This window comes from Streptomyces sp. NPDC059534 (assembly GCF_042743475.1).
GTDB lineage: Bacteria > Actinomycetota > Actinomycetes > Streptomycetales > Streptomycetaceae > Streptomyces.
Map to the genome: position 1 here is coordinate 127,145 of NZ_JBHWAQ010000015.1, position 24,759 is coordinate 151,903.

General features: G+C 72.2%; 17 protein-coding genes. 6 read left to right on the forward strand and 11 right to left on the reverse strand.

The window, feature by feature from the left end:
• Positions 1-97 precede the first annotated feature (97 nt).
• Entirely contained in the window at positions 98-823 is a 726-nt protein-coding gene (locus ACFVZH_RS19500) for a class I SAM-dependent methyltransferase (RefSeq protein WP_384898609.1), read from the forward strand.
• 105 nt (positions 824-928) lie between these two features.
• Here ACFVZH_RS19500 and ftsH read toward each other — a convergent pair whose 3' ends face one another.
• From ftsH to ACFVZH_RS19530, 6 genes are all read right to left on the reverse strand, one after another.
• A complete protein-coding gene (ftsH, locus tag ACFVZH_RS19505; RefSeq protein ID WP_384898610.1) occupies positions 929-2,854 on the reverse strand; it encodes an ATP-dependent zinc metalloprotease FtsH in 1,926 nt (641 codons plus the stop codon).
• 132 nt (positions 2,855-2,986) lie between these two features.
• Positions 2,987-4,540: a signal recognition particle protein gene (gene ffh / locus ACFVZH_RS19510; RefSeq protein ID WP_384898611.1), complete on the reverse strand. Its 1,554-nt coding sequence runs from the start codon at positions 4,538-4,540 to the stop codon at positions 2,987-2,989.
• 124 nt (positions 4,541-4,664) lie between these two features.
• On the reverse strand, positions 4,665-7,127 hold the full coding sequence (locus ACFVZH_RS19515; RefSeq protein WP_384898612.1) for a [protein-PII] uridylyltransferase: 2,463 nt from the start codon (positions 7,125-7,127) through the stop codon (positions 4,665-4,667).
• Between the two features lie 21 nt (positions 7,128-7,148).
• Positions 7,149-7,487 (reverse strand): P-II family nitrogen regulator, encoded by a 339-nt coding sequence (locus ACFVZH_RS19520; protein WP_004924863.1) that lies wholly within the window; start codon positions 7,485-7,487, stop codon positions 7,149-7,151.
• Positions 7,484-8,830: an ammonium transporter gene (locus ACFVZH_RS19525; RefSeq protein WP_384898613.1), complete on the reverse strand. Its 1,347-nt coding sequence runs from the start codon at positions 8,828-8,830 to the stop codon at positions 7,484-7,486. The genes ACFVZH_RS19520 and ACFVZH_RS19525 overlap by 4 nt, the downstream gene beginning before the upstream one ends.
• Positions 8,831-9,153: 323 nt before the next feature.
• Positions 9,154-10,629, reverse strand: a complete 1,476-nt coding sequence (locus ACFVZH_RS19530) for a hypothetical protein (protein WP_384898614.1) — start codon at positions 10,627-10,629, stop codon at positions 9,154-9,156.
• A 425-nt stretch (positions 10,630-11,054) separates the two neighbouring features.
• Between ACFVZH_RS19530 and ACFVZH_RS19535 the strand changes: the two genes are divergently transcribed.
• On the forward strand, positions 11,055-11,717 hold the full coding sequence (locus ACFVZH_RS19535; protein ID WP_384898615.1) for a bifunctional DNA primase/polymerase: 663 nt from the start codon (positions 11,055-11,057) through the stop codon (positions 11,715-11,717).
• A 92-nt stretch (positions 11,718-11,809) separates the two neighbouring features.
• Here the strand turns inward: ACFVZH_RS19535 and ftsY are convergent, their stop codons facing one another.
• Positions 11,810-13,033, reverse strand: coding sequence for a signal recognition particle-docking protein FtsY (gene ftsY / locus ACFVZH_RS19540; protein ID WP_384898616.1), 1,224 nt, complete (start codon positions 13,031-13,033; stop codon positions 11,810-11,812).
• Between the two features lie 85 nt (positions 13,034-13,118).
• Here ftsY and ACFVZH_RS19545 point away from each other — a divergent pair, with 85 nt between their 5' ends.
• Both ACFVZH_RS19545 and ACFVZH_RS19550 read left to right on the forward strand, forming a co-directional pair.
• Positions 13,119-14,573, forward strand: a complete 1,455-nt coding sequence (locus tag ACFVZH_RS19545; RefSeq protein WP_384898617.1) for a cytosine permease — start codon at positions 13,119-13,121, stop codon at positions 14,571-14,573.
• 52 nt (positions 14,574-14,625) lie between these two features.
• On the forward strand, positions 14,626-15,597 hold the full coding sequence (locus tag ACFVZH_RS19550; protein ID WP_384898618.1) for an LLM class flavin-dependent oxidoreductase: 972 nt from the start codon (positions 14,626-14,628) through the stop codon (positions 15,595-15,597).
• 45 nt (positions 15,598-15,642) lie between these two features.
• Here ACFVZH_RS19550 and ACFVZH_RS19555 read toward each other — a convergent pair whose 3' ends face one another.
• From ACFVZH_RS19555 to ACFVZH_RS19570, 4 genes are all read right to left on the reverse strand, one after another.
• Positions 15,643-17,076: a sugar porter family MFS transporter gene (locus tag ACFVZH_RS19555; protein ID WP_384898619.1), complete on the reverse strand. Its 1,434-nt coding sequence runs from the start codon at positions 17,074-17,076 to the stop codon at positions 15,643-15,645.
• Between the two features lie 205 nt (positions 17,077-17,281).
• Positions 17,282-20,848, reverse strand: coding sequence for a chromosome segregation protein SMC (smc, locus tag ACFVZH_RS19560; protein ID WP_384898620.1), 3,567 nt, complete (start codon positions 20,846-20,848; stop codon positions 17,282-17,284).
• Positions 20,849-21,061: 213 nt separating this feature from the next.
• Positions 21,062-21,280: a hypothetical protein gene (locus ACFVZH_RS19565; protein ID WP_015036455.1), complete on the reverse strand. Its 219-nt coding sequence runs from the start codon at positions 21,278-21,280 to the stop codon at positions 21,062-21,064.
• 390 nt (positions 21,281-21,670) lie between these two features.
• Positions 21,671-21,952 carry an acylphosphatase gene (locus ACFVZH_RS19570; RefSeq protein ID WP_384898621.1) on the reverse strand — a complete coding sequence of 94 codons (282 nt, stop codon included), beginning with the start codon at positions 21,950-21,952 and terminating at the stop codon, positions 21,671-21,673.
• A 255-nt stretch (positions 21,953-22,207) separates the two neighbouring features.
• Here ACFVZH_RS19570 and ACFVZH_RS19575 point away from each other — a divergent pair, with 255 nt between their 5' ends.
• Positions 22,208-23,152: a CAP domain-containing protein gene (locus ACFVZH_RS19575; RefSeq protein ID WP_384898622.1), complete on the forward strand. Its 945-nt coding sequence runs from the start codon at positions 22,208-22,210 to the stop codon at positions 23,150-23,152.
• A gap of 84 nt (positions 23,153-23,236) precedes the next feature.
• Entirely contained in the window at positions 23,237-24,736 is a 1,500-nt protein-coding gene (locus ACFVZH_RS19580; protein ID WP_384898623.1) for an MFS transporter, read from the forward strand.
• Positions 24,737-24,759: the final 23 nt, after the last annotated feature.

Sequence of the window (24,759 nt, forward strand, 5' to 3'; positions counted from 1 at the left end):
GGCCGATCGGTCCGGCGCGAGCACTGGACGCGGCCCGTGATGCGCAGTTCCCTGACTACGGGGGGCTGTCGTCCAGGCACGGATTGGGGCTCTTTCCATGACACCTACGCTCGTCCCGCACCACCCCGCGCGCGACTGGGCCGAGATCCAGGAACGCATGCTCGTCCCGCTCTACGAGGCGGTGTACGAGCGCCTCGGCGTCGGCGCCGGATCCCGGGTCCTCGGCCTCGGCTGCGGCTCCGGCCTGGCGCTGCTGATGGCGGCGTCGAGGGGCGCGCGGGTGGCCGGCGTGGACCGGGACCACGCGCGCGTGGAGCTCGCCAGGGAGCGGCTGCCGCAGGACGTCGTCGTCACGGAAGGGATGCCCGAGGAGCTCCCATACGACGTGTTCACGGCCTTCCACGCGAAGGACGGCTCCCTCCCGGAGCTCACGGCGCTCACCCGTTCGGCGCAACCGGGCTCGGCCGTCGTGCTCGGCGGGTGGGGACCGCCGGAGCGGTGCGCCACGGAGCCGGTGCTGCGGGTCGCGGCGCGGCTGGCGGACCGCCTGCCGGGGGTCAGGGCGGACCTGGACCGACTGGTGGCCGGCGCGGGGCTGCGACCGGTCGGCACGGGCCGGGTGGCCTGCCCCTTCGGGTACGCGAACGAGGGCAGCGCGGTGCGCGGGCTGCTCTCCACGGGCGCCTTCGACGAGGCCGTGCGGGCGACCGACCTCTCGCAGGTCGAGAAGGAGATCGAGGAGGCGCTCGCGCCGTACGTGCGCGCGGACGGGACGGTCTGGATGCCGAACGTCTTCCGGTACGTCGTGGCCCGCGTGCCGTAGCCGCCACCCCGGGCCGACCGGGCGGCGCCGGGCCGCGGCCACGCCACCCCGGGCCGGCCCGGGCGTCAGGAGTCGTCCACCCCGCCCGGACCGGAGCAGGCGCCGTCAGGTGTAGTCCTTGCCCGCCCGGACGATGCCGGCGGCGCGGTAGGCCGCCTCCTCCTCCAGGGTCTCGTTCGCGAGGAGGGCGGCGGCCAGGGCGTCGAGCTTGTCGCGGTTCTCGCGGAGCTGCCGTACCGCGCTCTCGTAGCACTCGTCGACGATGCGGCGCATCTCCTCGTCGACGGTGTCGAGGGTCGCGGGGGCCGCCGACAGCCCGTACGCCTGCTGGGCGTCGCTCGGGATGGCCGTGAGACGGCCGACGCGCTCGCTCATGCCCCAGCGCCCCGCCATGCCCCGCGCGATGTTGGTGACCTGTTCGAGGTCGCTCTCGGCGCCGGTGGTGATGACGCCGAAGACGACCTGCTCGGCCGCCATGCCGCCGAGGGCGCCGATGATCCGGCCCCGCAGGTAGTCCTCGGTGTAGGCGTACCTGTCGGCGTCGGGGGTCGAGAGGGTGACGCCGAGGGCCCGGCCGCGCGGCACGATGGTGATCTTGCGGACCGGGTCGGCGCCCGGCTGGAGCATGCCGAGCAGGGCGTGGCCGCTCTCGTGGTACGCGGTCCGGCGCCGCTCCTCCGCCGGCATCACCAGCGGCCGTTCCGCGCCGAGCTGGACCTTCTCCAGGGCGTCGGAGAGATCGGACCGCGTGACCGCCCGCTGCTCGCGCTTGACCGCGAGGAGGGCGGCCTCGTTGGCGAGGTTCGCGAGCTCGGCGCCGGTCATGCCCGGGGTCGTCCGGGCCACGTGCTCCAGGTCGACGTCCTTGGCGAGCGGGATCTCCCGCGTGTGGATCCTGAGGATGGCCTCGCGGCCGTCCCGGTCGGGCGGGTTGACGTGGACGATCCGGTCGAAGCGGCCCGGCCGGGTGAGGGCGGGGTCCAGGACGTCGGCGCGGTTGGTCGCGGCGAGCACGATGACGCCCTCGGAGCCGGTGAAGCCGTCCATCTCGGTGAGGATCTGGTTGAGGGTCTGCTCGCGCTCGTCGTGTCCGCCCATCCCCGAGCCGCCGCCGCGGGCCCGGCCGATGGTGTCGATCTCGTCGATGAAGATGATCGCGGGCGCGACCTTGCGGGCCTCGGCGAACAGCTCCCGGACCCGGGAGGCGCCGACGCCCACGATCATCTCGATGAACCCGGAGGCCGAGGCCGAGAAGAACGGCACCCCCGCCTCGCCGGCCACCGCCCGAGCCAGCAGGGTCTTGCCGGTGCCGGGAGGACCGGCGAGGAGTACGCCGCGGGGCATCTTGGCGCCCATCTCGCGGTACGCCTGCGGGTTCTTGAGGAAGTCGACGACGTCGTTCAGCTCGCCCGCGACCTCGTCGATGCCGGCCACGTCGGCGAAGGTGGTCCGCTTGCCGCCCTCCAGCTCGACCGGCTTGGGCGGGGTCTTGCGGCCGAGCATGCCGCCGCCCGCACCGCCCATGCCCGCGCTCATCCGGCGGGCGATGAACACCCACAGCACCACGAGCAGCAGCATCGGGGCGAGCGAGATGAGGAGGTTGGCGAGGAAGCTGCGCTCCTGGACGACCGGCTCGGCGGTGACGACCACGTTCTGCTTGGTGAGCTGCGCCCACAGGTCGTCGTCGGCGAACGCCGGCCGCTGGGTGGTGAACTTGGTGTAGTCGCCCTTGCCGTCGGGGACGGGCTGCTTGTTCTTCAGCTGCCCCTGGATCGCGTCGCCCTTGGAGTAGATCTTCGTGACGTTCCCGGCCGCGACCTGCTTGTCGAACTCGGTGTACGAGATCGTCGGCCCGTCGCCGTCGTTGAAGAACGACAGGACGATGTTGGCCAGCAGGTACACGACGAGCGCGGTGAGGATGAGGCTGCCCCAGCCTCCCGGCATCCGCTTCTTCGGCGACGGGGGTGGCGGGGCCCCTTCCGAGCGCCAGGGCTGATCGGTCCGGTCGCGCGGGGGTACGGGGTTGGCCACGTGGCTCTCCTCGGGGCGGCAATGGCCCCAGTATCGAAGAGCGGGACGAACCCGGCATCGCGGGCGGTCCGGAGGGGTGAGAAGGGGCCCGGGGCGGTTTCGCACCGCCCGGGCCCCTCTTCATACGGACCGTCAGCCCATGAACTTCTTGAACTCCTCCGGGAGCTCGAAGTCCTTGGGGGCCTGCCCCGCCGCCGGCAGACCGAACGCGCCGCCCGCCTGCGCCTGGTCGCGGCGCTCGGCTGCGGCCTGCTCCTCGGCCTTCCGCTTCATCGGGTTGCCGCTCTTGCGCTTGCCCTTGGCCTGCTTGATCTGCTTCTTCTGCCGGCCGGGGCCGCCGCCCATGCCCGGGATGCCCGGCATCCCCGGCATGCCGCCGCCCTGCGCCATGCGGGACATCATCTTGCGGGCCTCGAAGAACCGCTCGACCAGGCCCTTGACCGCGCTGACCTCGGCGCCCGCGCCCTTGGCGATACGGGCCCGGCGCGAGCCGTTGATGATCGTCGGGTCCTGGCGCTCGCCCGGCGTCATCGACTTGATGATGGCGGCCATGCGGTCGACGTCCCGCTCGTCGATGTTGGCGATCTGCTCCTTCATCTGGCCCATGCCGGGCAGCATGCCGAGGAGCTTGGAGATGGAGCCCATCTTGCGGACCTGGTCCATCTGCGCCAGGAAGTCGTCGAGGGTGAAGTCCTGGCCCTTCTTCGACGCGAGCTTGGACGCCATCTTGGCGGCCTCGTCCTCGTCGAAGGTCTGCTGGGCCTTCTCGATGAGGGACAGCATGTCGCCCATGCCGAGAATGCGGGACGCCATGCGGTCCGGGTGGAACGCGTCGAAGTCGTCGAGCTTCTCGCCGTTGGAGGCGAACATGATCTGCTTGCCGGTGACGTGCGCGATGGAGAGCGCGGCACCACCGCGGGCGTCGCCGTCGAGCTTCGAGAGCACGACGCCGTCGAAGCCGACGCCGTCGCGGAACGCCTCGGCGGTGTTGACCGCGTCCTGGCCGATCATGGCGTCGACGACGAACAGGACCTCGTCGGGGCTGACGGCGTCGCGGATGTCCGCGGCCTGCTGCATCAGCTCCTGGTCGATGCCGAGGCGGCCTGCGGTGTCGACGATCACGACGTCGTACATCTTGGTCCGCGCGTACTCGATCGAGTCCTTCGCGACCTGGACCGGGTCGCCGACGCCGTTGCCCGGCTGCGGGCCGTAGAAGGCCACGCCCGCGCGGTCGGCGACGACGGAGAGCTGCGTGACGGCGTTCGGGCGCTGGAGGTCGCACGCGACGAGCAGCGGCGAGTGCCCCTGGCTCTTCAGCCAGACGCCGAGCTTTCCGGCGAGCGTCGTCTTACCGGCACCCTGGAGACCGGCCAGCATGATCACGGTCGGCGCGGTCTTCGCGAACCGCAGACGGCGGGTCTCGCCGCCCAGGATCGAGATCAACTCTTCGTTGACGACCTTGATGACCTGCTGGCTGGGGTTCAGCGCCTTGGAGACCTCGGCGCCGAGAGACCTCTCCTTGACGTTCTTGATGAACGCGCGGACGACCGGCAGGGCGACATCGGCCTCGAGAAGGGCGATACGGATTTCCCGGGCCGCGCTGTCGATGTCCTGCTCGGAGAGGCGGCCTTTGCCCCGGAGGGACTTGAAAGTCGCGCTGAGGCGGTCGGAAAGCGTATCGAACACGGTGGTCGCGATCCTCGGGTCGGGGCGGGATGGTCGCCACCCAGGGTATCCGGCCCCAGGACACGACCGCCCTTGCCGGTCGAATTGGACCGGCAGGGGCGCGACCCCTGCCATGGGGCGGCGGTCACCGCAGCGCCGCCTCCAGGGCGCGGGCCAGGTCCACCGCTTCCTCGTCGGGCAGCAGGGAACCGTCGGGGCGGGTGACGTAGAGGGTGTCGACGGCGTTGGCGCCGAGGGTGGAGACATGGGCGCTGCGCACCCGGACGGCAGCGCCCTCCAGGGCGCGGCCGACGCGGTGGAGGAGGCCGGGCGCGTCCTGGGCGCGGACCTCGATGACGGTGGCGAGGCGGGAGTCGGCGGCGGCGACGGTGACGCGGGGCGGCGGGGCGGTGAGGCCGCGCCGGCGCGGGTAGGCGGCGTCGCGTTCGGCGAGGCGGGCGGGGACGTCCAGGGTGCCGTCGAGGGCGCGGACGAGGTCGGCGCGGAGCCGGGCCGCCTCGGGCAGGGAGCCGTACTCGGCGGCGACGCGCCAGTCGAGGACGAGGACGGAGCCGGAGCCGAGGGCGGTGGGGAGTTCCACCGCCCTGAGGTCGGCGGCGCGGACGGTGAGGCGGTGGAGGGCGAGGACGCCGGCGACGGCGGGCAGGACGCCGGGCTGGTCGGGCAGGGCGATGAGGAGTTCGACGCCGACGGGCTCGGGTTCCTCGGGCTCGGCGGCGACCGGTTCGGTGCGCAGGGCGAGGACGGGTTCGCCGGTGCGGAGGGCCTCGATGGCGAGGCGTTCCTGATCGGCGCTGGGCGCGGCGGCCTCGGGGTCGGGCGGGGTCTCGCCGGCGAGGACGCCGGCGACGCGTTTGACCAGGTCCGCGACGAGTGAGGCGCGCCAGGACGACCAGGCGGCGGGGCCGGTGGCGAGGGCGTCGGCCTCGGTGAGGGCGTGCAGGAGTTCGAGGGTACCGAGGGTGCCGACGGCCTGGGCGACGGACTGGACGGTGGCGGGGTCGTCGAGGTCGCGGCGGGTGGCGGTCTCCACAAGGAGGAGGTGGTGGCGGACGGCGGTGGCGATGACGCCGACGTCGGTGCGGTCGAAGCCGATGCGGGTGGCGACGTCGCGGGCGATGGTCTCGCCGGCGACGGAGTGGTCGCCGGGCCAGCCCTTGCCGATGTCGTGGAGGAGCGCGGCGACGAGGAGGAGGTCGGGGCGGCCGACGCGGCGGGTGAGGGAGGAGGCGCGTACGGCGGTCTCGACGAGGTGGCGGTCGACGGTCCAGGTGTGGACGGGGTTGCGCTGGGGCCGGCAGCGGACGCGTTCCCAGTCGGGGAGCAGCAGGGTGACGAGTCCCTCGGCCTCCAGGGCCTCCCAGACGGGGACGGTCGCCTCGCCGGCGCCGAGGAGGGTGACGAGTTCCTCGCGCGCCTCGGCGGGCCAGGGCACGGGGAGGGGTTTGGCTGCCGCGGCGAGGCGGCGGACGGCGTGCAGGGAGATCGGCAGGGCGGACTGGGCGGCCGCGGCGGCGGCCCGCAGCGGCAGGACAGGGTCGCGTTCGGGCCGGGCGCTGAGGGCGAGGACGGCCTCGCCGTCCATCTCGACGACGCCCTCGGCGAGCGGGGTACGTTCGACGGGCGGCTTTCCGCCGCCGGTGCGGCCGGCCGCGCCGCGGCCGCCGAGGAGGCCGCGCAGCCGGGGGCGGGCGGAGCGTGCCTTGAGGACCCGGTTGACCTCGCGCCAGGTGACGTCGGTGGCGTACGAGATGGTCCGGGCGGCCTCGTACACCTGGCGGAGCAGGGTGTCGGCGTCGAGGAGGCCGAGTTCGGCGGCAACGGCGTCCTGTTCCTGGAGGGCGAGCCGGTCGGTGGCCCGTCCGGTGGCCAGGTGGAGGGCGTCGCGGGCGTCGAGGAGGCGGCGGCGGGCTTCGTCGAGGCCCTCGCGGGGGGCGTCGGCGAGCCAGGAGGCGGCGACGGCGCGGAGGGCCTGGGCGTCGCGGAGGCCGCCGCGGGCCTCCTTGAGGTCGGGTTCGAGGAGGTACTGCAGCTCCCCTGTGCGTTCGGCCCGCTCCCGGCACAGTTCGTCGAGTTCGGGGAGGCGCCGGGGGGCCTGGTTGCGCCAGTCGGCGAGGACGGTGGTGCGCAGGGCGGCGACGAGTCCGGCGTCGCCGGCCACGGTCCGGGCGTCGAGGAGGCCGAGCTGGACCTTGAGGTCCTCGCCGGCGGTGGTGCGGGCTTCGGCGGGGGTGCGGACGGAGTGGTCGAGGGCGAGGCCCAGGTCCCAGACGGGGTACCAGATCCGGTCGGCGAGGGCGGCGACGGCGGCCTTGTCGGCGCTGCCGTCGTGGAGGAGGAGGAGGTCGAGGTCGCTGCGCGGGGAGAGTTCGGCGCGGCCGTAGCCGCCGACGGCGACGAGGGCGATTCCACGGGGTGGCGCGGCGGCGGCGAAGAGGCCGGCCAGCCATTCGTCGGTGAGCCGGGCGAGGGCGGTACGGCGCGGCGGCCCGGACCGCTCCTTCTCGTGGAGAAGGAGCAGCCGGGCCGCCGCGTAACCGCCGGGTCCCGAATCTTCGGTCTCTTCACTCGCTTCGAGGCTCGTCACCCGGCGGCTCCTCACGTGTGCTTACAGTGCGTCCGGACCGCGTTCGCCGGTGCGGACCCGTACGGCGGTCTCGACCGGCACGCTCCACACCTTGCCGTCTCCGATCTTGCCGGTTCGGGCGGCCTTGACGACGACGTCGATGAGCTGTTCGGCGTCGTCGTCCTCGACGAGGACCTCGATGCGGATCTTGGGGACGAGGTCGACGGTGTACTCGGCGCCGCGGTAGACCTCGGTGTGGCCGCGCTGGCGGCCGTAGCCGCTGGCCTCGGTGACCGTGAGGCCGTGGACGCCGAACGCCTGGAGGGCCTCCTTGATCTCGTCGAGCCGGTGCGGCTTCACGACCGCGGTGATGAGCTTCATACGTCCACCTTCTTGTTCTCCGTGACGGCCGGGGCGGGGGCGGCGGTGGAGCGCGAGGACGCGCCGCCGCCGGCTCCGCTGAAGTCGTACGCGGTCTCGGCGTGCTCGACCTGGTCGATGCCGGAGACCTCGTCGTCCTCGTCGACCCGCATCCCCATCGTCTTGTCGATGAGGAGCGCGAGGACCGCGGAGACGATCAGAGAGTAGGCGAGGACCGCGAAGACGCCGACCGCCTGCTTGCCGAGCTGCTCCAGGCCGCCGCCGTAGAAGAGGCCCTTGGCGTCGGACTGGACGCCGCCGGTGGCGAAGAATCCGACGAGGAGGGAGCCGACGACTCCGCCGACGAGGTGGACGCCGACGACGTCGAGGGAGTCGTCGTAGCCGAACTTGTACTTGAGGCCGACGGCCATGGCGCAGAGCAGGCCGGCGATGGCGCCGACGGCGATCGCGCCGAGCGGGCTGACGGCGCCGCCGGACGGGGTGATGGCGACGAGTCCGGCGACCGCGCCGGAGGCGGCGCCGAGGGTGGTGAAGGAGCCGTGGCGGATCTTCTCGTAGGCGAGCCAGGCGAGCATGGCGGCGGCGGTGGCGACCTGGGTGTTGACGAACATCACGGCGCCGACGCCGTCGTCGTTGCCGAGCCAGGAGCCGGCGTTGAAGCCGAACCAGCCGAACCAGAGGAGACCGGCGCCGAGCATGACCAGCGGGAGGCTGTGCGGGCGCATCGGGTCCTTCTTGAAGCCGACGCGCTTGCCGATGACGAGGATGACGCCGAGGGCGGCGGCACCGGCGTTGATGTGGACGGCCGTGCCGCCGGCGAAGTCGATGACGCCCATCTCGAAGAGCCAGCCGCCGGAGCCCCAGACCCAGTGGGCGACGGGGAAGTAGACGATCGTGACCCAGAGGGTGATGAAGAGCGCCCAAGCGGTGAACTTGACGCGGTCGGCGAGGGCGCCGCTGATGAGCGCGGGCGTGATGATCGCGAACATCAGCTGGAAGACGGCGAAGACGTAGACCGGGATGGTGTAGCCGTCCCAGAGCTCGGTGATGCCGATGCCGCTGAGGCCGACGTACTCGGAGGACCAGCCGATGAGCGATCCGGAGTCGGTGCCGAAGGCGATGCTGAAGCCGTAGAGCACCCACAGGATCGTGACGATCCCGAGGCTGATGAAGCTCATCATCAGCATGTTGAGGGTGGACTTGACGCGGACCATGCCTCCGTAGAAGAAGGCGAGTGCCGGGGTCATCAGCATGACCAGGGCGGAGCAGATGAGCATGAACCCGGTGTTGGCGGCGGACAGCTCGGGGGCGTCTGCTGCCAGGGTCGTGATGGCTGGTGCCATCGGCGTCTCCTCGTCGTCGAATGCGGCCTGTGCGGGGCGGGGCCGGGGAGCGGCCGGCCGTGAGGGGCGTGGCCGGTTATGGGCCAGAGATTCGCGCAGCGCGGTTTCCGTCGATGCCGCTCGATGTTTCGGCCCAGTGACGAAGGAGGGGGGCGTGTTACGTGGTCGTGAACGGCCGTGTCGCGGCGCGGTGGCGTCCGTACGCCTCCGGGGGAAGCGGACCGGCCGCGTCGGGCGTCCGTGTGACCTTGCGGCGGGGGAGCCGAGTCGGGCAGTACGGGACGTCCGGCGCGGCCGGCGTACGGGGGGCCTGCGGGGCCGGGTCAGACCGCTTCGGCGGCCTCGGGGAGGAGCTGGGTGAGCCGGTCGGTGAGGTGGACGACCTCGGCGACGTCGCTGTAGTTGCGGGCGGCGTGGTCGACGGTCTTGCGGAGCCGGGTGTTGACCCGCTCGGAGCGGATGCTGCGGGCGACCCCGAGGGCCTTCTCGGCGAGGACGACGGACTGCTCGGGCTCGCGCTGGAGGAGGTGGACGGTGGCCATGCCGATGAGGTTGAGCGCGTACGACCGCTGGTGGTCGGGGTCCTTCTCGAAGAGCTCGACGGCCCGCTCCATGACGGGCTCGGCGAGCGAGGCGTAGGTCGGTGAGCGGCCGGCGACGTAGGCGAGGTCCCGGTAGGAGTGGGAGTTCTCGCCGTTCAGTTCGGCCTCGGAGAAGAAGCCGATCCAGTCGGGCTCGGGCTCGCCGTCGAGGCCGACGTCGGCGAAGGTGTCCTCGGCCATCCGGACGGCCCGCTTGCACTTGGAGGGCTGGCCCATGTTGGCGTAGGCGCGGGCCTCCATCGCATACAGCATGGCCTGGGTGCGGGCGGTGGCGCAGTCTCGACTGCCGTACTGGGCGAGGTGGATGAGTTCGAGGGCGTCGTCGGGCCGGCCGAGGTGGATCATCTGGCGGCTCATGGAGGAGAGGACGTACGAGCCGAGGGGCTTGTCGCCGGCTTCCTTGGCGGCGTGCAGGGCGAGCACGAAGTACTTCTGGGCGGTGGGCTGGAGGCCCACGTCGTAGCTCATCCAGCCGGCGAGTTCGGCGAGTTCCGCGGCGCAGGTGAAGAGGCGCCTGGCGGTGGCGGCGGGGTGGGGCTCCTGGAGGAGGTCGGTGACCTCGTGGAGCTGTCCGACGACGGCCTTGCGGCGCAGTCCGCCGCCGCACTGGGCGTCCCACTTGCGGAACATGGCGGTGGTGGACTCCAGGAGGTCGAGTTCGATCTCGGAGAGCCGGTTGGGGCGGCGGGCGTCGGCGAGGGGGTCGGGACGCTCGACGTCGCCGGCGGGGGTGGGGACGAGCCAGCGCTGCATCGGTTCGATGAGGGCGGGTCCGGCGGCGAGCGAGAGCGACGAGCCGAGGAAGCCGCGGCGGGCGAGCATGAGGTCGCTGCGGGAGAACTCGCTGAGCAGGGCGACGGTCTGCGGCCCGGCCCAGGGCAGGTCGACGCCGGAGACGGACGGCGACTGGTGGGCGGTGCGCAGGCCGAGGTCCTCGACGGCGACGACGGAGCCGAAGCGCTCGGAGAACAGCTCGGAGAGGATCCGCGGGATGGGTTCGCGCGGCTGCTCGCCGTCGAGCCAGCGGCGCACGCGGGAGGTGTCGGTGGAGATGTGGTGCGCGCCCATCTGGCGCGCACGGCGGTTCACCTGCCGCGCGAGTTCGCCCTTGGACCAGCCGCTGCGCACGAACCACGAGCCCAGCTGCTCGTTCGGGCGCTTGCCGGCAGTCGTACCGTCTGCGCCGTTGCCGCCCACTGGAACGCCCCCATCCACCTGATTGCCTGTCGTGCGAAGCCCTATCAGAATGCCGTGTCTCGCGGCACCCGTCCGGCGTTCGCTCTCCTTCGAACTGGAAACCGGGTTGCCTCCGGCATACCCGCGCGCGAGTGGCCCCGGGGGGTTCGAGTACCGAAAGTAACCCTACGATCACCCCTCTACGAGGGCGATTCAAGAAACGCCACCATTCGCCACCCCTTCGGGGGAACTCGCCGACCGTGGAACGCGATTCACTTGACATGCGACGAACCGGAGTCAGTGGACGGATGCGCGGAGAGGCGCGCGCAGCGGTCCGCACCACCCCGCGCACGACCGCACGCCACACTGGGCGACGGAGAGTGACGAAGGGTGACGACGGTGCTCCGGGTCGTAACCACCGGCGCGCTCGACCCGTTGGAGGGGGCATGGGTTTCACGATCGGCGGCATTCGTGAGATGCGGTCCGGCGCACGCCGCCGCGTACGCACCACGGAGTGCACAGCGGTGGCGGAGTACACAGGACTGTGGGGCTGGGACGTGGCCCCCGGAGCGCGGGCCGTCTCCGGCCAGTGCTCCTGCGGCGACCGGGCGTGCTCCGCCCCGGGCGCGCACCCCCTCTCCTACGCGGAACCGGTCCCGGCGGGCGCCGGGCTCGACGACGCCGCGAAGGCGTGGTCCGCGTACCCGGGCGCGGCGCTGCTGCTGCCCGTGGGCCGGGCCTTCGACGTGATCGAGGTCGCCGAGGCGGCGGGCCGTCGGGCGCTGGTGCGCCTGGAGCGCATGGGGCTGCCGCTGGGCCCGGTGTGCGCGACCCCGACCGGCCGGGCGCGGTTCTTCGTGGCGCCGGGCGCGGCGGCCGAGCTGCCCCAGCTGCTGTACCGGATGGGCTGGGACGACGCCGATCTGGACCTGCACTGTCTGGGGCCGGGCAGCCACATCACCGCTCCCCCGTCGGACCTGGGCGGGCTGGGGCCGGTGCGCTGGCTGCGGCCGCCGACGCTGGACACGGCGGGTGCGCCGCCGCAGGCGCGGCTGCTGCTCGGCACGCTGGCGTACATCTGTCACCGGACGCACTTCCGGCACTCCTGACCCGGAGTCGCCGCGAGCGCGCCCGGACCCGGTACGCGTGAGGGCCCCCGCCACGAGATGGCGGGGGCCCTCACATGTGGTGCGGAACCCGGTCAGTCGCCGATCAGGGCGTCGACGAACGCGCCCGGCTCGAACGGGGCCAGGTCGTCCGGGCCCTCGCCCAGGCCGACCAGCTTGACCGGGACGCCCAGCTCACGCTGGACGGCGACGACGATGCCGCCCTTGGCGGTGCCGTCGAGCTTGGTCAGCACGATGCCGGTGATGTCGACGACCTCGGCGAAGACCCGGGCCTGGATGAGGCCGTTCTGGCCGGTGGTGGCGTCGAGGACGAGGAGGATCTCGTCGAGCGGGCCGTGCTTCTCGACGACCCGCTTGACCTTGCCGAGCTCGTCCATGAGGCCGGTCTTGGTGTGGAGCCGGCCGGCGGTGTCGATGAGGACGACGTCGGCGCCCTCGGCGATGCCCTCCTTGACCGCGTCGAAGGCGATCGACGCCGGGTCGCCGCCCTCCGGCCCGCGCACGGTGCGGGCGCCGACGCGCTCGCCCCAGGTCTGGAGCTGGTCGGCGGCGGCGGCGCGGAAGGTGTCCGCGGCGCCGAGGACGACGGACTTGCCGTCGGCGACGAGGACGCGGGCCAGCTTGCCGGTGGTGGTGGTCTTGCCGGTGCCGTTGACGCCGACGACCATGACGACGCCCGGGACGTCCGCGGGGCTCTCGGTGTGCACCGTGCGGTCGAGGTCGGGGCCGAGCAGGGCGACGAGCTCCTCGCGGAGCAGGCCGCGCAGCTCGTCCGGGGTGCGGGTGCCGAGCACCTTGACCCGCTCGCGCAGCCGGTCGACGAGCTCCTGGGTGGGGGCGACGCCGACGTCGGCGGTGAGGAGGGTCTCCTCGATCTCCTCCCAGGTGTCCTCGTCGAGGTGCTCGCGGGACAGGAGCGTCAGCAGCCCCTTGCCGAGCGAGTTCTGGGAGCGGGCGAGGCGGGCCCGGAGCCGTACGAGACGGCCGGCGGTGGGCTCCGGGACCTCGATCTCGGGGGCCTCGGGCTCGGTGACGGCGGGGGCCTCGACGGCGGCCGGCGTCTCGGCGGCCTCCTCGGCGGGGAGTTCGACCTCCTCGACCGTGCGGCGTGGTTCCTCCCGCGGCGTCTCCGCCTCCTCGCCGACGTGCGGTTCGGCGGGCGGAGCGGTGATGGTCGGCGTGGTGGACGGCGGCTCGGCCGGCGGCAGCTGCTTCTTCTTGCGACCGCTGATCACGAGCCCGCTCGTCACGGCGACCGCGACGACCAGAGCGATGACTACAGCAAGGATGAGTTCCATAACCTGACCAGTATCGGCCAAGAAGGGACCGGAGCAGGAGCACGTACGCTGGGTGGCTCCCCCCACATCCGTACGGAGTACCCCCATGCCCCACGCCTCCGAAGCCGAAGGCGCGACGCTCGACGGCGCCATGGAGACCCGCGGTCTCGAACCCGTCCCCGACGCCGAGCGGACCGGTCGGGTCCGCGAGCTCTTCCCGACCTGGGTCGCGGCCAACATCAGTGTGCTGCTGCTCACGATGGGTGCCGGTCTGATCGTCTTCAACGGTCTGAACTTCTGGCAGGTACTGGCGGTGGCGGTCGCCGCGCCGGTCCTGTCGTACGGGATCACCGGGGTGATCTCGCTCGCGGGGAAGCGGGGCGGGGCGCCGGGCATGGCGCTGTCGCGTGCCGTGTTCGGTCAGCGCGGAAACCTCTTTCCCGGTGCGCTGATCTGGGTGGCCCGCTGGGGCTGGGAGACCATCAACGCGGTGACCGGGGCGTACGCGGTGCTGACCGTGCTCGACCTGCTCTTCGGCGTGCAGTCGAACACGCTTCTCATCGTGGTGACGCTGCTGCTCTTCGTCACCTGCACGTTCCTCGTCTCGGGGCTCGGGATCAACGCGCTGCGGGTGTGCAGCAAGTGGTCCACGTACCTCTTCGGCGCCTTCTCGGTCCTCGTCCTGGCCTATCTGGTCGCGGACACCGACTGGTCGGCGGTCTTCGACAAGCCGGCCGGCTCGACGGCCATGATGGTCGCGGGCATCGGCACGATCGCGGCGGGCGGCATCAGCTGGGTGCCGTCGGGCCCCGACTTCACCCGCTACCTGCCCCGTACGGCCTCCTCGCGGGCGGTGGTCGGGTCGACGGTCGGCGGCGCCGGGATCGTGGTCCTGCCGATGGTGCTGATGGGCGCCGTGATGGCGGTGTCCACGCCGGACCTGGCGTCGGCGCAGGACCCGGTCTCCTTCATCGGCGAGCTGCTGCCGATGTGGATCTCGGTGCCGTACCTGGTGATCGCCCTGCTCGGGATGCTGCTGATCAACTCGATGTCGATGTACTCGGCCGGGTTCACGGCGCAGACCCTGGGCATCAAGGTGTCGCGGGCGGCGGCGGTCAGCGTGAACGCCGTGATCAGCCTGGTCTTCGGCTTCCTCCTGATGGTGGTGGCGACCAGCTTCATCGGCTCGTTCATCTCGTTCCTGACGCTGCTCGCGGTGGCGTTCTCGGCGTGGATCGGGGTCTTCGGCGTGGACATGCTGCGCCGCCGGGAGTACGACGCGACGGCGCTGATGGACACCACCCGGACCAGTGCCTACTGGTACCGGGGCGGTTTCGCCTGGCAGGCGATGACGGCGTGGGCCGTGGCCCTGCTCGTGGGACTGCTGTTCACCAAGGTCGACTGGTTCTCGGGCCCGCTCGCCTCCTCGTGGATCGGTGAGAACGGTCTGGGCTGGGCGGCGACGATCGTGGTCGCGGGCGTGCTGTACGCGGTGCTGCCGAGGACCCCGGAGAGGGCGGCGGTGGCGCCCGCCGAGGTGCGCGAGACCGTTTCCATCTGACGCTACGTCAGCTAACGTCCCCCTTCCGCGTACCCGCGAAGGGGGACTTCCCATGCCGTTCGGCGTCGTACGGTTCAACCTCGTCGATCCCCGCCCCACCCCGGACTCCCTCTCGGAGCGCTACCGGGCCGCCCTCGCCATGGCCGCCTACGCCGACGAGCACGGCGTCGACACCGTGCAGACCGAGGAGCACCACGGGGTCGAGAACAACTGGCTCCCCTCCCCCTTCGCCTTCGCCGGCGCGGTCTTCGGCGCGACGCGCAGGATCGCGGTCACCGTCTCGGCGATCATCGGCCCGCTGCACGACCCGCTGCGCCTGGCCGAGGACATCGCGGTCCTCGACCTGCTCAGCGGCGGCCGGCTGGTGACGGTGGCGGGGATCGGCTACCGGCCGGAGGAGTACGAGGAGCGCGGAGTCGACTGGGGACGGCGCGGCAAGCTCCAGGACGAGCTCCTGGAGACGCTGCTCGCGGCCTGGACCGGCGAGCCGTTCACGTATCGGGGCCGTACGGTACGGGTCACCCCGCGCCCCTTCACCCGGCCGCATCCGCTGCTGCTGGTCGGCGGGTCGTCGCGGGCGGCGGCGCGGCGGGCGGCGCGGCTGGGACTGCCGTTCTTCCCGAGCGCGCACCTGCCGGAGCTGGACGCCTACTACCGGGAGCGGTGTGCGGAGTACGGCACGGAGGGCTGGACGATGATGCCGGCCGAGGAGACCCCGCTGCTGCATCTGTCGGAGGATCCGGACCTGACCTGGGCGGAGTACGGGGAGCACTTCCTCCACGAGGCGCGGACGTACGCCTCCTGGCAGTCGAAGGACATCCGCTCGGCGGTGCGGTCCTCGGCGACGACGGTGGCGGAGCTGCGGGCGGAGGGGGTCTACCGGGTCGTCACCCCGGAGGAGTGCCGGTCGCTCGGCCTGGAGAGTCTCGTGCTGCATCCGCTGTGCGGCGGGATGCCGGTCGAGGAGGGGTGGCGGAGCCTGCGGCTGTTCTGCGACGACGTACTGCCCCGGCTGAAGGCGTGAGACCTCGGCCGGGGCAGTCGTCGTGAGGAGAGGGGCAGCGGGGGGTTAGCCCATCTCCTCCAACGCCTTGCCCTTGGTCTCCTTGACGTACCGGAGCACGAAGGGGATCGAGAGCACGGCGAAGAACGTGTAGATGATGTAGGTGCCGGAGAGGTTCCAGTCCGAGAGGGACGGGAAGCTGGCGGTGATGGCCCAGTTGGCGATCCACTGGGCGGAGGCGGCGACGCCGAGGGCGGCGGCGCGGATCCGGTTGGGGAACATCTCGCCCAGGAAGACCCAGACGACCACGCCCCACGAGAGGGCGAAGAAGAGCACGAAGACATGGGCGGCGACGAGCGCCACGACGCCCTGGGTCTCGGGCAGCTTGCCGTCGACGAGGTCGGCGGAGAAGGCCCATGCCTCGACGGCGAGGGCGATCGCCATGCCGACGGAGCCGACGAGGGCGAGCGGCTTCCGGCCGACGCGGTCGACCAGGACCATCGCGATCACGGTGCCGATGATGTTGATGATCGACGTGGTGAACGAGTAGAAGAACGAGCTGGATGGGTCGATGCCGACGGACTGCCAGAGGGTCGACGAGTAGTAGAACGCGACGTTGATGCCGACGAGCTGCTGGAAGACCGAGAGCCCGATGCCGACCCAGACGATGGGCAGCAGCCGGAACCTGCTTCCGGCGACGAGCAGGTCGCGGAAGGTGGACTTGTGCTCGCTGCGCATGGCCCGGTCGATCTCGTCGACGCGGTGGTCGAGGTCGACGCCCTTGCCCTCGACCTCGGCCAGGACCTCCTTGGCGCGGTCGATCCTCCCGACGGAGATGAGGAAGCGCGGGGACTCGGGGATCGCGAAGGACAGCATGCCGTAGAGGAGCGCGGGGACGACCATCACGCCGAGCATCCACTGCCAGGCTTCCAGGCCGCCGATCTCGCCGCGCTGGTCGCCGTCGGCGAGCTGGAGGATGCCGTAGTTGACCAGCTGGGAGATGGCGATGCCGATGACGATCGCGGCCTGCTGGAAGGAGCCGAGGCGGCCGCGGTAGGCGGCGGGGGCGACCTCGGCGATGTAGGCGGGGCCGATGACGGAGGCCATGCCGATGGCGAAGCCGCCGATGATCCGCCAGAAGGCCAGGTCCCAGAGGGCGAAGGGCAGCGCGGAGCCCACGGCGCTGATGGCGAAGAGCACCGCGGAGATCTGCATGCAGCGGATGCGGCCGATCCGGTCGGCGATGCGGCCGGCGGTGGCGGCGCCGATGGCGCAGCCGATCAGGGCGATGGCGATGACCTGGGCGAGGGTGCCGGAGCCGATGTCGTAGCGGTCGCGGATCGCCTCGACGGCGCCGTTGATGACGGAGCTGTCGTATCCGAAGAGGAATCCGCCCATCGCGGCCGAGGCCGTGATGAAGATGACGTGGCCGAGGTGGTCCGGGTGGGCCGCTCGGCCTTCGGAAGGCGGCGGCGTGGGCGCCTGCGCGGTGTCGGTCACATGGACTCCTCGGTGGGGGGAAGCCCTTCCAGTGGCGCACAACTTCACGCCGCCCACCACGTGAAGGTAAAAGCAACGTTGCAGAGACTATGCCTTCAAGTTTCGAAGTCAATAGTCGATGTCATGTGACTTTAAGAGCTCTCATGAAGCCCATACGTTCAAGACTTGAATGAGTTGCTGTCGATGGGCACCCCTGGGTGGTGCCTCAGCGGAGCCGCTGGCCGATGACCTTCGAGACGCCGTCGCCCTGCATGGACACGCCGTACAGCGCGTCCGCGACCTCCATCGTGCGCTTCTGGTGGGTGATCACGATCAGCTGCGAGGACTCCTGGAGCTCCTGCATGATCCGGATCAGCCGCTGGAGGTTGGTGTCGTCGAGCGCGGCCTCCACCTCGTCCATCACGTAGAACGGGCTGGGCCTGGCCTTGAAGATGGAGACGAGCAGCGCCACGGCCGTCAGCGACCGCTCGCCGCCCGAGAGCAGCGACAGCCGCTTGACCTTCTTGCCCGGCGGGCGCGCCTCCACGTCGACGCCGGTGGTGAGCATGTCGTCCGGGTCGGTGAGGATCAGCCGGCCCTCGCCGCCCGGGAAGAGCCGGGAGAAGACGCCCTCGAACTCACGGGCCGTGTCCCGGTACGCCTCGGTGAAGACCTGCTCGACGCGCACGTCGACCTCCTTCACGACCTGAAGCAGGTCGGTCCGGGTCTTCTTCAGGTCCTCCAGCTGCTCCGAGAGGAACCGGTGCCGCTCCTCCAGCGCCGCGAACTCCTCCAGGGCCAGCGGATTGACCTTGCCGAGCTGGTGATAGGCCCGTTCGGCGGCCTTGAGCCGCTTCTCCTGCTCCGAACGGACGAACGGGCGCGGCTCGGCGCCCGCTCCGGCACCGTCCTCGGCCTCCTCGTCCCCGTCCGCTCCCCGCACGACGGGAGACGGCGGGACGGGCTGGTCAGGGCCGTACTCGGCGACCAGGTCGGCCGCCTCCACCCCGAACTCCTCCAGGGCCCTGGCCTCCAGCTGCTCGATCCGCAAACGCTTCTCGGCGCCGAGCACCTCGCCCCGGTGCACCGAGTCGGTCAGCTTGTCGAGCGCGGACTTGAGGTCACGGGCGCGCGACCGGGCGGCCGTCAGCCCCTCCTCGCGGTCGGCCCGGGCGGCCTGGGCCGCCACGCGCTCCCGCTCGGCACGGACGAGCGAGACCTCGACATGGGCCAGGAGGGCGCGGGCGCCGGCCGCGACCGCTCCCGCGACCCGCGCCTCGTGACGCATCCGGTCCCGGCGCTGCTCGGCACGCGCGCGTGCCTCCCGTTCGGCGCGGGCGGCGCGGTCCAGCGAGTCGGCCCGTCCGGCCAGGCCCCTGACCCGTTCCTCGTGGGTACGGACCTGGAGCCGCGCCTCCATCTCGGTCTGGCGCGCGTTGGATCCGTCGATGGCGAGCCGGTCGCGGACCGAGGTGTCGGGCTCGTCCTCGCCGTCCGCGAAGGCGGTGGCCTCCTCGGCGACGAGCAGCCGTTCGGCCAGCTCCTCCGCGTCGGCGGTGGCCTTCTCCAGGGCCTCCTGGGCGCGGGCGGCGGCCGCCGCGGTCCGCTCGGCCTCCCCCGCCGCTCCCCTGGCCTGGCCGGCGAGCCGTCCGAGCTGCTGGGCGACGGCGGACTTCTCGCGCTCGGCGGCCCGGCGCCGGGTGTCGAGCTCCTCGGCCCGCGCGCCGGCGGTACGGCGCCGCTCGTCGGCCTCGCGCTGCGCGGTGGCCAGCTCCTCGCACCGTACGGTCAGTTCCTCGAGTTCCGCGGCCGCCTCGGCCACCGATGCCTGGACTTCGAGCAGGCTGGGCGCCCCGGCGGAGCCGCCCTGCGCGAAGTGGGCGCCCAGCAGGTCCCCTTCGGCGGTCACGGCCGTCGACTCGGGCCGCGACCTGATCAGTTCGACGGCCTCGTCGAGGTCCTCGACGACCACGACACCGGCCAGCAACCGGCGTACGGCGCGCATGAGTTCGGCCGGGCCCCGCACGAGGTCCGCGGCGAGGGGGCGGGCGCCCGCCGCGTCGGCGGGGGCGGGATCGGGGGCTCCGGTCAGGAGGAGCGAAGCGCGGCCCGCGTCCTGCTTGCGCAGCAGGCGCAGCGCGTCGGCCGCGACGGAGGGACCGGTGGCGGCGACCGCGTCGGCGGCCGCGCCGAGGGCGGCGGCGACGGGGATCTCGTACCCCGGGGTGACGGCGAGGAGTTCGGCGGCGGGGCCGAGGAGACCGGTGAGGCCGGCCGTGCGGAGCGCGCCCGTGCCGTCCTTGCGACGCAGGCCGAGGGCGAGGGTCTCGTGCCGGGCCCTGGTCGCGGCGCGGCGGCGTTCGGCGGTGCCGGCGGCCTCGCGGGCGGCGCTCAGGGCAGCCTCCGCGTCGGCCAGTTCGCGGCGCGCGGCCTCGTACCGCGCGGCGTGCTCGGCGCCCTCCGCGTCGAGGCCGTCGACCTCGGCCTTGAGCTGCTCGTACTCCTCCTGGGCGGCGACCGCCCGCTCCCCCGCCTCGTCTCGGGCGGTGGCCAGCCGGTCGATCTCGGCCTGGGCGGAAGCGGCGCGCGAACGGGCCGCGTTGACCTGGCCGTGCAGCCGGGCGAGGCCCTCGCGCCGGTCGGCGATGGCCCGGGCCAGGTCCTTGAGCCGGCGCTCCTCGGCCGTCAGCGCCGCTTCGAGCCCGGCGCGGTGGGTGACGGTGTCCTCCAGGGCGCGTTCGGCCGCCTCCAGGGCGGCTTCGAGCTCCGCCTCCTGCTCGCGGACGCGGGCCGCCTCCCGCTCCAGGTCCTCGGGGTCGCGGCCGCGCCGCTCCTCGGGGGGTGCGGCGGTCGCGCTCTTCACGCGCGCGTCGGCCAGCGAGACGGTGCCGCGGACACGCTCGGCGAGCTGGGAGAGGGCGTACCAGTTCTGCTGGGCCCGCTCCAGGCGGGGCACCAGGGCGCGGGCCTCCGCTTCGAGGTCCGTCTCCCGGGCGAGCGCGGCACGCAGTTCGGCCTCGGTGGCCTCCTTGCGGGCGAGCAGCGCCGCCTCGTCGGCGACCTCGGCCGTCAGTGCCCGCTGGAGGTGGACGAGGTCGTCGGCGAGGAGGCGCAGGCGTGCGTCGCGCAGGTCGGCCTGGATGACGACGGCCCGGCGGGCGACGGCGGCCTGCCGGCCGAGCGGCTTGAGCTGGCGGCGCAGTTCGTCGGTGAGGTCCTGCACGCGCGCGAGGTTGGCCTGCATCGCGTCCAGCTTCCGCAGCGCCTTCTCTTTGCGCTTGCGGTGCTTCAGGACGCCGGCGGCCTCCTCGATGAAGGCGCGGCGGCCCATCGGGTCGGCGTGCAGCACGGAGTCGAGCTGCCCCTGTCCGACGATGACGTGCATCTCGCGTCCGATGCCGGAGTCGGAGAGCAGGTCCTGGAAGTCGAGCAGCCGACAGGTGTCGCCGTTGATCTGGTACTCGCTGCTGCCGCCCCGGAACATGATCCGGGTGAGGGTCACCTCGGCGTAGTCGATGGGCAGCGCGCCGTCGGAGTTGTCGATGGTCAGCGAGACCTCGGCGCGGCCGAGCGGCGGGCGCCCGGTCGTGCCGGCGAAGATGACGTCCTCCATCTTGCCGCCGCGCAGCGACTTGGCGCCCTGCTCGCCCATGACCCAGGACAGGGCGTCCACCACATTGGACTTGCCCGAACCGTTGGGGCCCACGACACAGGTGATCCCCGGCTCGAACCGCAGGGTGGTCGCCGAGGCGAACGACTTGAACCCGCGGAGGGTCAGGGCCTTGAGGTGCACCCCGGGGACTCTACCGGGGCACGTGCGTTTCACCCGCGAAGGCGCAGGGCAGATCCTCGGATGAGGAGGGGTGGGACGTGGGGGAAACGGCGGGTGAAAGAAAGAAGGGACGCCGAAGCGCCCCTTGCGTGTCCAGCTGTGCCGTGCCCGGCTGCGCCGAGCGCGGTCGTGCCGGCGAGAGTGTTTCCCACCTGGCCCTTCGGGGCTGGGTTGTCAGGTGAGCGCAGGCTCCGCCTGGGGTACGTCGAGGTCGATGCTGTTGAGCAGCGATTCTCCCTGGTGCTGAGCGGCGGCAGCCGCGAGCGAGTCGTTCTCGGACTGAATCCGTACCAGCTCGGATTCGAGGTCCTGGACGCGCTGCTGAAGCCGTCGCATCTCGGCGAGGAGTCGCGGGTCGGAGCCGCCGACGTAACCGAGAAGCGCCTTTGCCATGATGGATGGTCCTCCACAATGAGTGACCGACCGTAGCGGTGTGGGTCGTGAGGGATTCGCACCCGCGGTGCTCGGCAGTACTGCTTGTCGTGCCGGTTCCACTGCCAAACAGCTAAGGTGCGCGGGGATTCCAGAGTCTCACCAAAAAGTTTGACGGTCAACACGATCACGCCCCGTTTGAAGGGCTACCGAGGAGTCCACGGCCGCTCAGCGGGCGGCGGGGCCTTCGAACTCGGCGCCTCGGGGGCGTTGCGATCATCCTTAACCGGCAGCCTTCCACGACGGGCGCACCTTGGCAACCACCAGGCGGTTTCCCCGTCACGCGGCCGTTACCGCGCGTTCGTCCGGCGCCTCGCTCGGTCACCGGACGGGGGGCGCGGCGCGTGACGGTCAGCGGATGGCGAAGCCCTCGTAGCCGCCGCGCGGGGTGTCCCAGATCTCAGTGACGCCGTCCACGCGTCCGGGTGTGTCGTCGGAGTGCAGCCAGGCGAGCAGGCGGTGGCAATTCTCACGCGGCCCTTCCGCCACGACCTGCACCCGGCCGTCGTCGAGGTTCAGGGCGAAGCCCACCATGCCGCCGATCTCCAGCGCGTTTGCCCTGGTGAACCAACGGAAGCCCACTCCCTGTACCCGGCCGCGCACCCAGGCGGTCATCCGCACGTCGTCGTTCATGGCTGCACGCTAACGGGTGGAATCGCAGATGAGCACATCGCCCCCCGCACCTCATGGACTACAGTCCCGACCGAACACGCCTCACCCGTTCGGGCGCGATCCGTTCGACGACCGGCCCGAAAAGGTGCCGCCAGCAAAGATCAGCAAAGACCGGCAAACGCCCGCTCCACGCGGACCACCGGTCGCGGACCCACCGGTCACGCGTCGCTCGGCGAGAACCAGACCGACGAAGACCCGTACAGGAAGGCAGAGCAGATGGGACGCCACCGTCGCTCCGGCGCCGCACCCGACGCAGAAGACTACGCGGCCGGTGCGGACCGCCTGCACGGGGGTGCCCGCCGCAAGCGGCGCGGCTCGCCCGTGCGCACCGGACTGCTCGGCGCCTCCGCGGCGGTCGCGGTCGGCGCCGTCGCCGTCGCCTCGGGTCTGCTGCCGGGCGGGGACACGTTCACGATCGGCAGCGCCGGCACGAGCGAGCGCCAGACGCAGACCGCCCGGCAGGCTCCGGAGCTGACGACGCAGGGCGGCACCACCCAGACGCCGGCCGGCGAGTCGGGCGGCAGCACCACGGGTACGCGGACGGCCGGGAAGCCCGCCACCGCCAAGACCGCCTCCCCGAAGGCGACCCCGACCCCGAAGGCGACGCCGACCCCCAAGGCGACCCCCACCCCGACCAAGTCGGCGAGCGCCCGCCCCACCACGCCCAGGACCTCGGCCGCGCCCACCACGAAGGCGCCCCTCACCAAGGCGCCCGCCCCGAAGCCGAAGCCGACCACCGAGGCGCCGGTGGCGACGGCCAAGGCGGGCTCCACCGCCGACCGCGGCGAGGCCGCCGAGGCGGAGGTCCTCCGTCTCGTCAACGCCGAGCGCGGCAAGGTGGGCTGCACGCCGGTCCGCACCGACGCGCGTCTCGCCGACCTCGCCGGGGACTTCAGCTCGGACATGGCCGCCCGCGGCTTCTTCGACCACACCGACCCCGACGGGGCCACCCCGTGGGTCCGCGCCGAGAAGGCCGGCATCTCGGGGCTCGGCGGCGAGAACATCGCCCGCGGCCAGGCGGACGCCGCCGCCGTCATGAACTCCTGGATGAACAGCGACGGCCATCGCGCCAACATCCTCAACTGCGACTTCACGACCCTCGGCGTCGGCGTCCACTTCGGCGACGGCGGCCCCTGGTGGACGCAGGACTTCGGCTACTGAGATTCCCTCAGGTCAGTCCTCCCTCTTGATGTGGGCCGCCGCGGACGAGCTGCGGGGCAGCGCGCCGCTTGTCAACCTGCCGCTGTGGATGTCCAGGAACATGGCGCGGTCCCCGGAGACGCCGGCAGGTCGGCGTCGGCGGCCGTGCTCATCGCGACGTGCCTCTCGACCTTGGTCGTCAACGCGAACACCTCGGCGGTGAGCATCCTGCTGCCGGCGATCAGCGAGGACACCGGCGCGTCGCTGGATGCCCTGCAATGGGCCGTCACCGGGTATTCGCTGGTCGGAGCGGCGGTGATCGTCACATCAGGGGCCCTCGGCGACGTGTTCGGACGACGGCTGGTCTTCCTCGGCGGCCTGGCGCTGTTCATCGGCTCCTGCGTGCTCATCGCGCTCTCCGGCAGCGGAGGCGGGGTGATCGCGGGCCGGGCGATCCAGGGGGCGGCGGGGGCGACGATCCTGGCGTGCGGCATGAGCCTGCTGTCCGTGTCCACATCGGGGGACGGGCAGGTCCGGGCCGTGACGCTGTGGGGTGGCGCGTCGGCGGTGGGCGCCGCGGCCGGGCCGCTGCTCGGTGGCGTGCTGGTGGACGGCACAGGATGGCAGGGCCTGTTCTGGATCGACGCGGCGCTGGCGCTCGCCTGCGTACCGGTCACGTTGAAGGGAGTCGCCGAATCCCGCGATCCGGAGCGCAGTCGCTCGATCGACTTCGCGGGGACGGTACTGATCGCCGCCATCCTCGTCCCGGCGCTCCTCGCGCTCAGCGAGGGGGCGGAATGGGGTTGGACGTCGGCCGCGGTGCTGGGATGCTTCGCGCTGGCGTTGCTGTCGTGCGTGGCGTTCATCGCGGTGGAACGGCGGGTCGAAGCACCGTTGGTCGACCTGCGGCTGCTGAAGGATCGCGTACTGATCGGGGCGACGGTCGGGATCCTGCTGAGCGCGGGCGTCATCAACGGTCTGATGTATCTGGTCAGCCTCTACTTCCAGAACCCCGCCACGCTCGCGTTGAGCCCGTTCGAGGCGGGCCTGGCCACGCTGCCCGCGACGGTCGGTCTGATCGCGGTCACGCCCCTCGTGCCCCGAATGGTCCAGTTACTGGGCATCGGACCCGTGATCGCCCTCGGCTTCGCGGCGGCGACGGGCGGTTGCGTGCTGCTGTCCTTCGTCGAGGGCGACTGGCGGTACGCGGCGTTCGTCCTGCCGCTCGTGCTCCTGGCCGCGGGTCTGGGACTCGTCAACGGTCCGGCGAGCTCGGCGTCCACCTCGTCGGTGGCCGCCGCTGACGTCGGAGCGGCCTCGGGTATTTCGAACATGGCGCGTTACATCGGTGCCGCGGCGTTCACGGCGGCCGTGGCGACGGTCAACACGACGGTGGGAGATTCGCGGCGCTCGGAAGGGGACGGGGCGGCGGACGCTCTGGCGGCCGGCTTGTCCAGCGCCTGCCTGCTGCTCGCGATCGCCTCCGGGGTGGGCTTGCTGCTGTCGGTCCTGGCGGTTCGGGCCCGCCGGCGCCGGGTCGGGCCGGGCGCCTACGGAGCAGCCGCGGCGTCGCACGCGCACACCGTCCACATCGGGGACCGGTGACCGTGTGATCCGAAAGGGCCCCG

Excerpts from the sequence above, each read along its gene's own strand:
- ACFVZH_RS19500 (WP_384898609.1), top strand. The coding sequence starts at position 98 with ATGACACCTACGCTCGTCCCGCACCACCCCGCGCGCGACTGGGCCGAG.
- ACFVZH_RS19520 (WP_004924863.1), bottom strand. The coding sequence starts at position 7,487 with ATGAAGCTCATCACCGCGGTCGTGAAGCCGCACCGGCTCGACGAGATC.
- ACFVZH_RS19525 (WP_384898613.1), bottom strand. The coding sequence starts at position 8,830 with ATGGCACCAGCCATCACGACCCTGGCAGCAGACGCCCCCGAGCTGTCC.
- ACFVZH_RS19535 (WP_384898615.1), top strand. The coding sequence starts at position 11,055 with ATGGGTTTCACGATCGGCGGCATTCGTGAGATGCGGTCCGGCGCACGC.
- ftsY (WP_384898616.1), bottom strand. The coding sequence starts at position 13,033 with ATGGAACTCATCCTTGCTGTAGTCATCGCTCTGGTCGTCGCGGTCGCC.
- ACFVZH_RS19545 (WP_384898617.1), top strand. The coding sequence starts at position 13,119 with ATGCCCCACGCCTCCGAAGCCGAAGGCGCGACGCTCGACGGCGCCATG.
- ACFVZH_RS19550 (WP_384898618.1), top strand. The coding sequence starts at position 14,626 with ATGCCGTTCGGCGTCGTACGGTTCAACCTCGTCGATCCCCGCCCCACC.
- ACFVZH_RS19565 (WP_015036455.1), bottom strand. The coding sequence starts at position 21,280 with ATGGCAAAGGCGCTTCTCGGTTACGTCGGCGGCTCCGACCCGCGACTC.
- ACFVZH_RS19570 (WP_384898621.1), bottom strand. The coding sequence starts at position 21,952 with ATGAACGACGACGTGCGGATGACCGCCTGGGTGCGCGGCCGGGTACAG.
- ACFVZH_RS19575 (WP_384898622.1), top strand. The coding sequence starts at position 22,208 with ATGGGACGCCACCGTCGCTCCGGCGCCGCACCCGACGCAGAAGACTAC.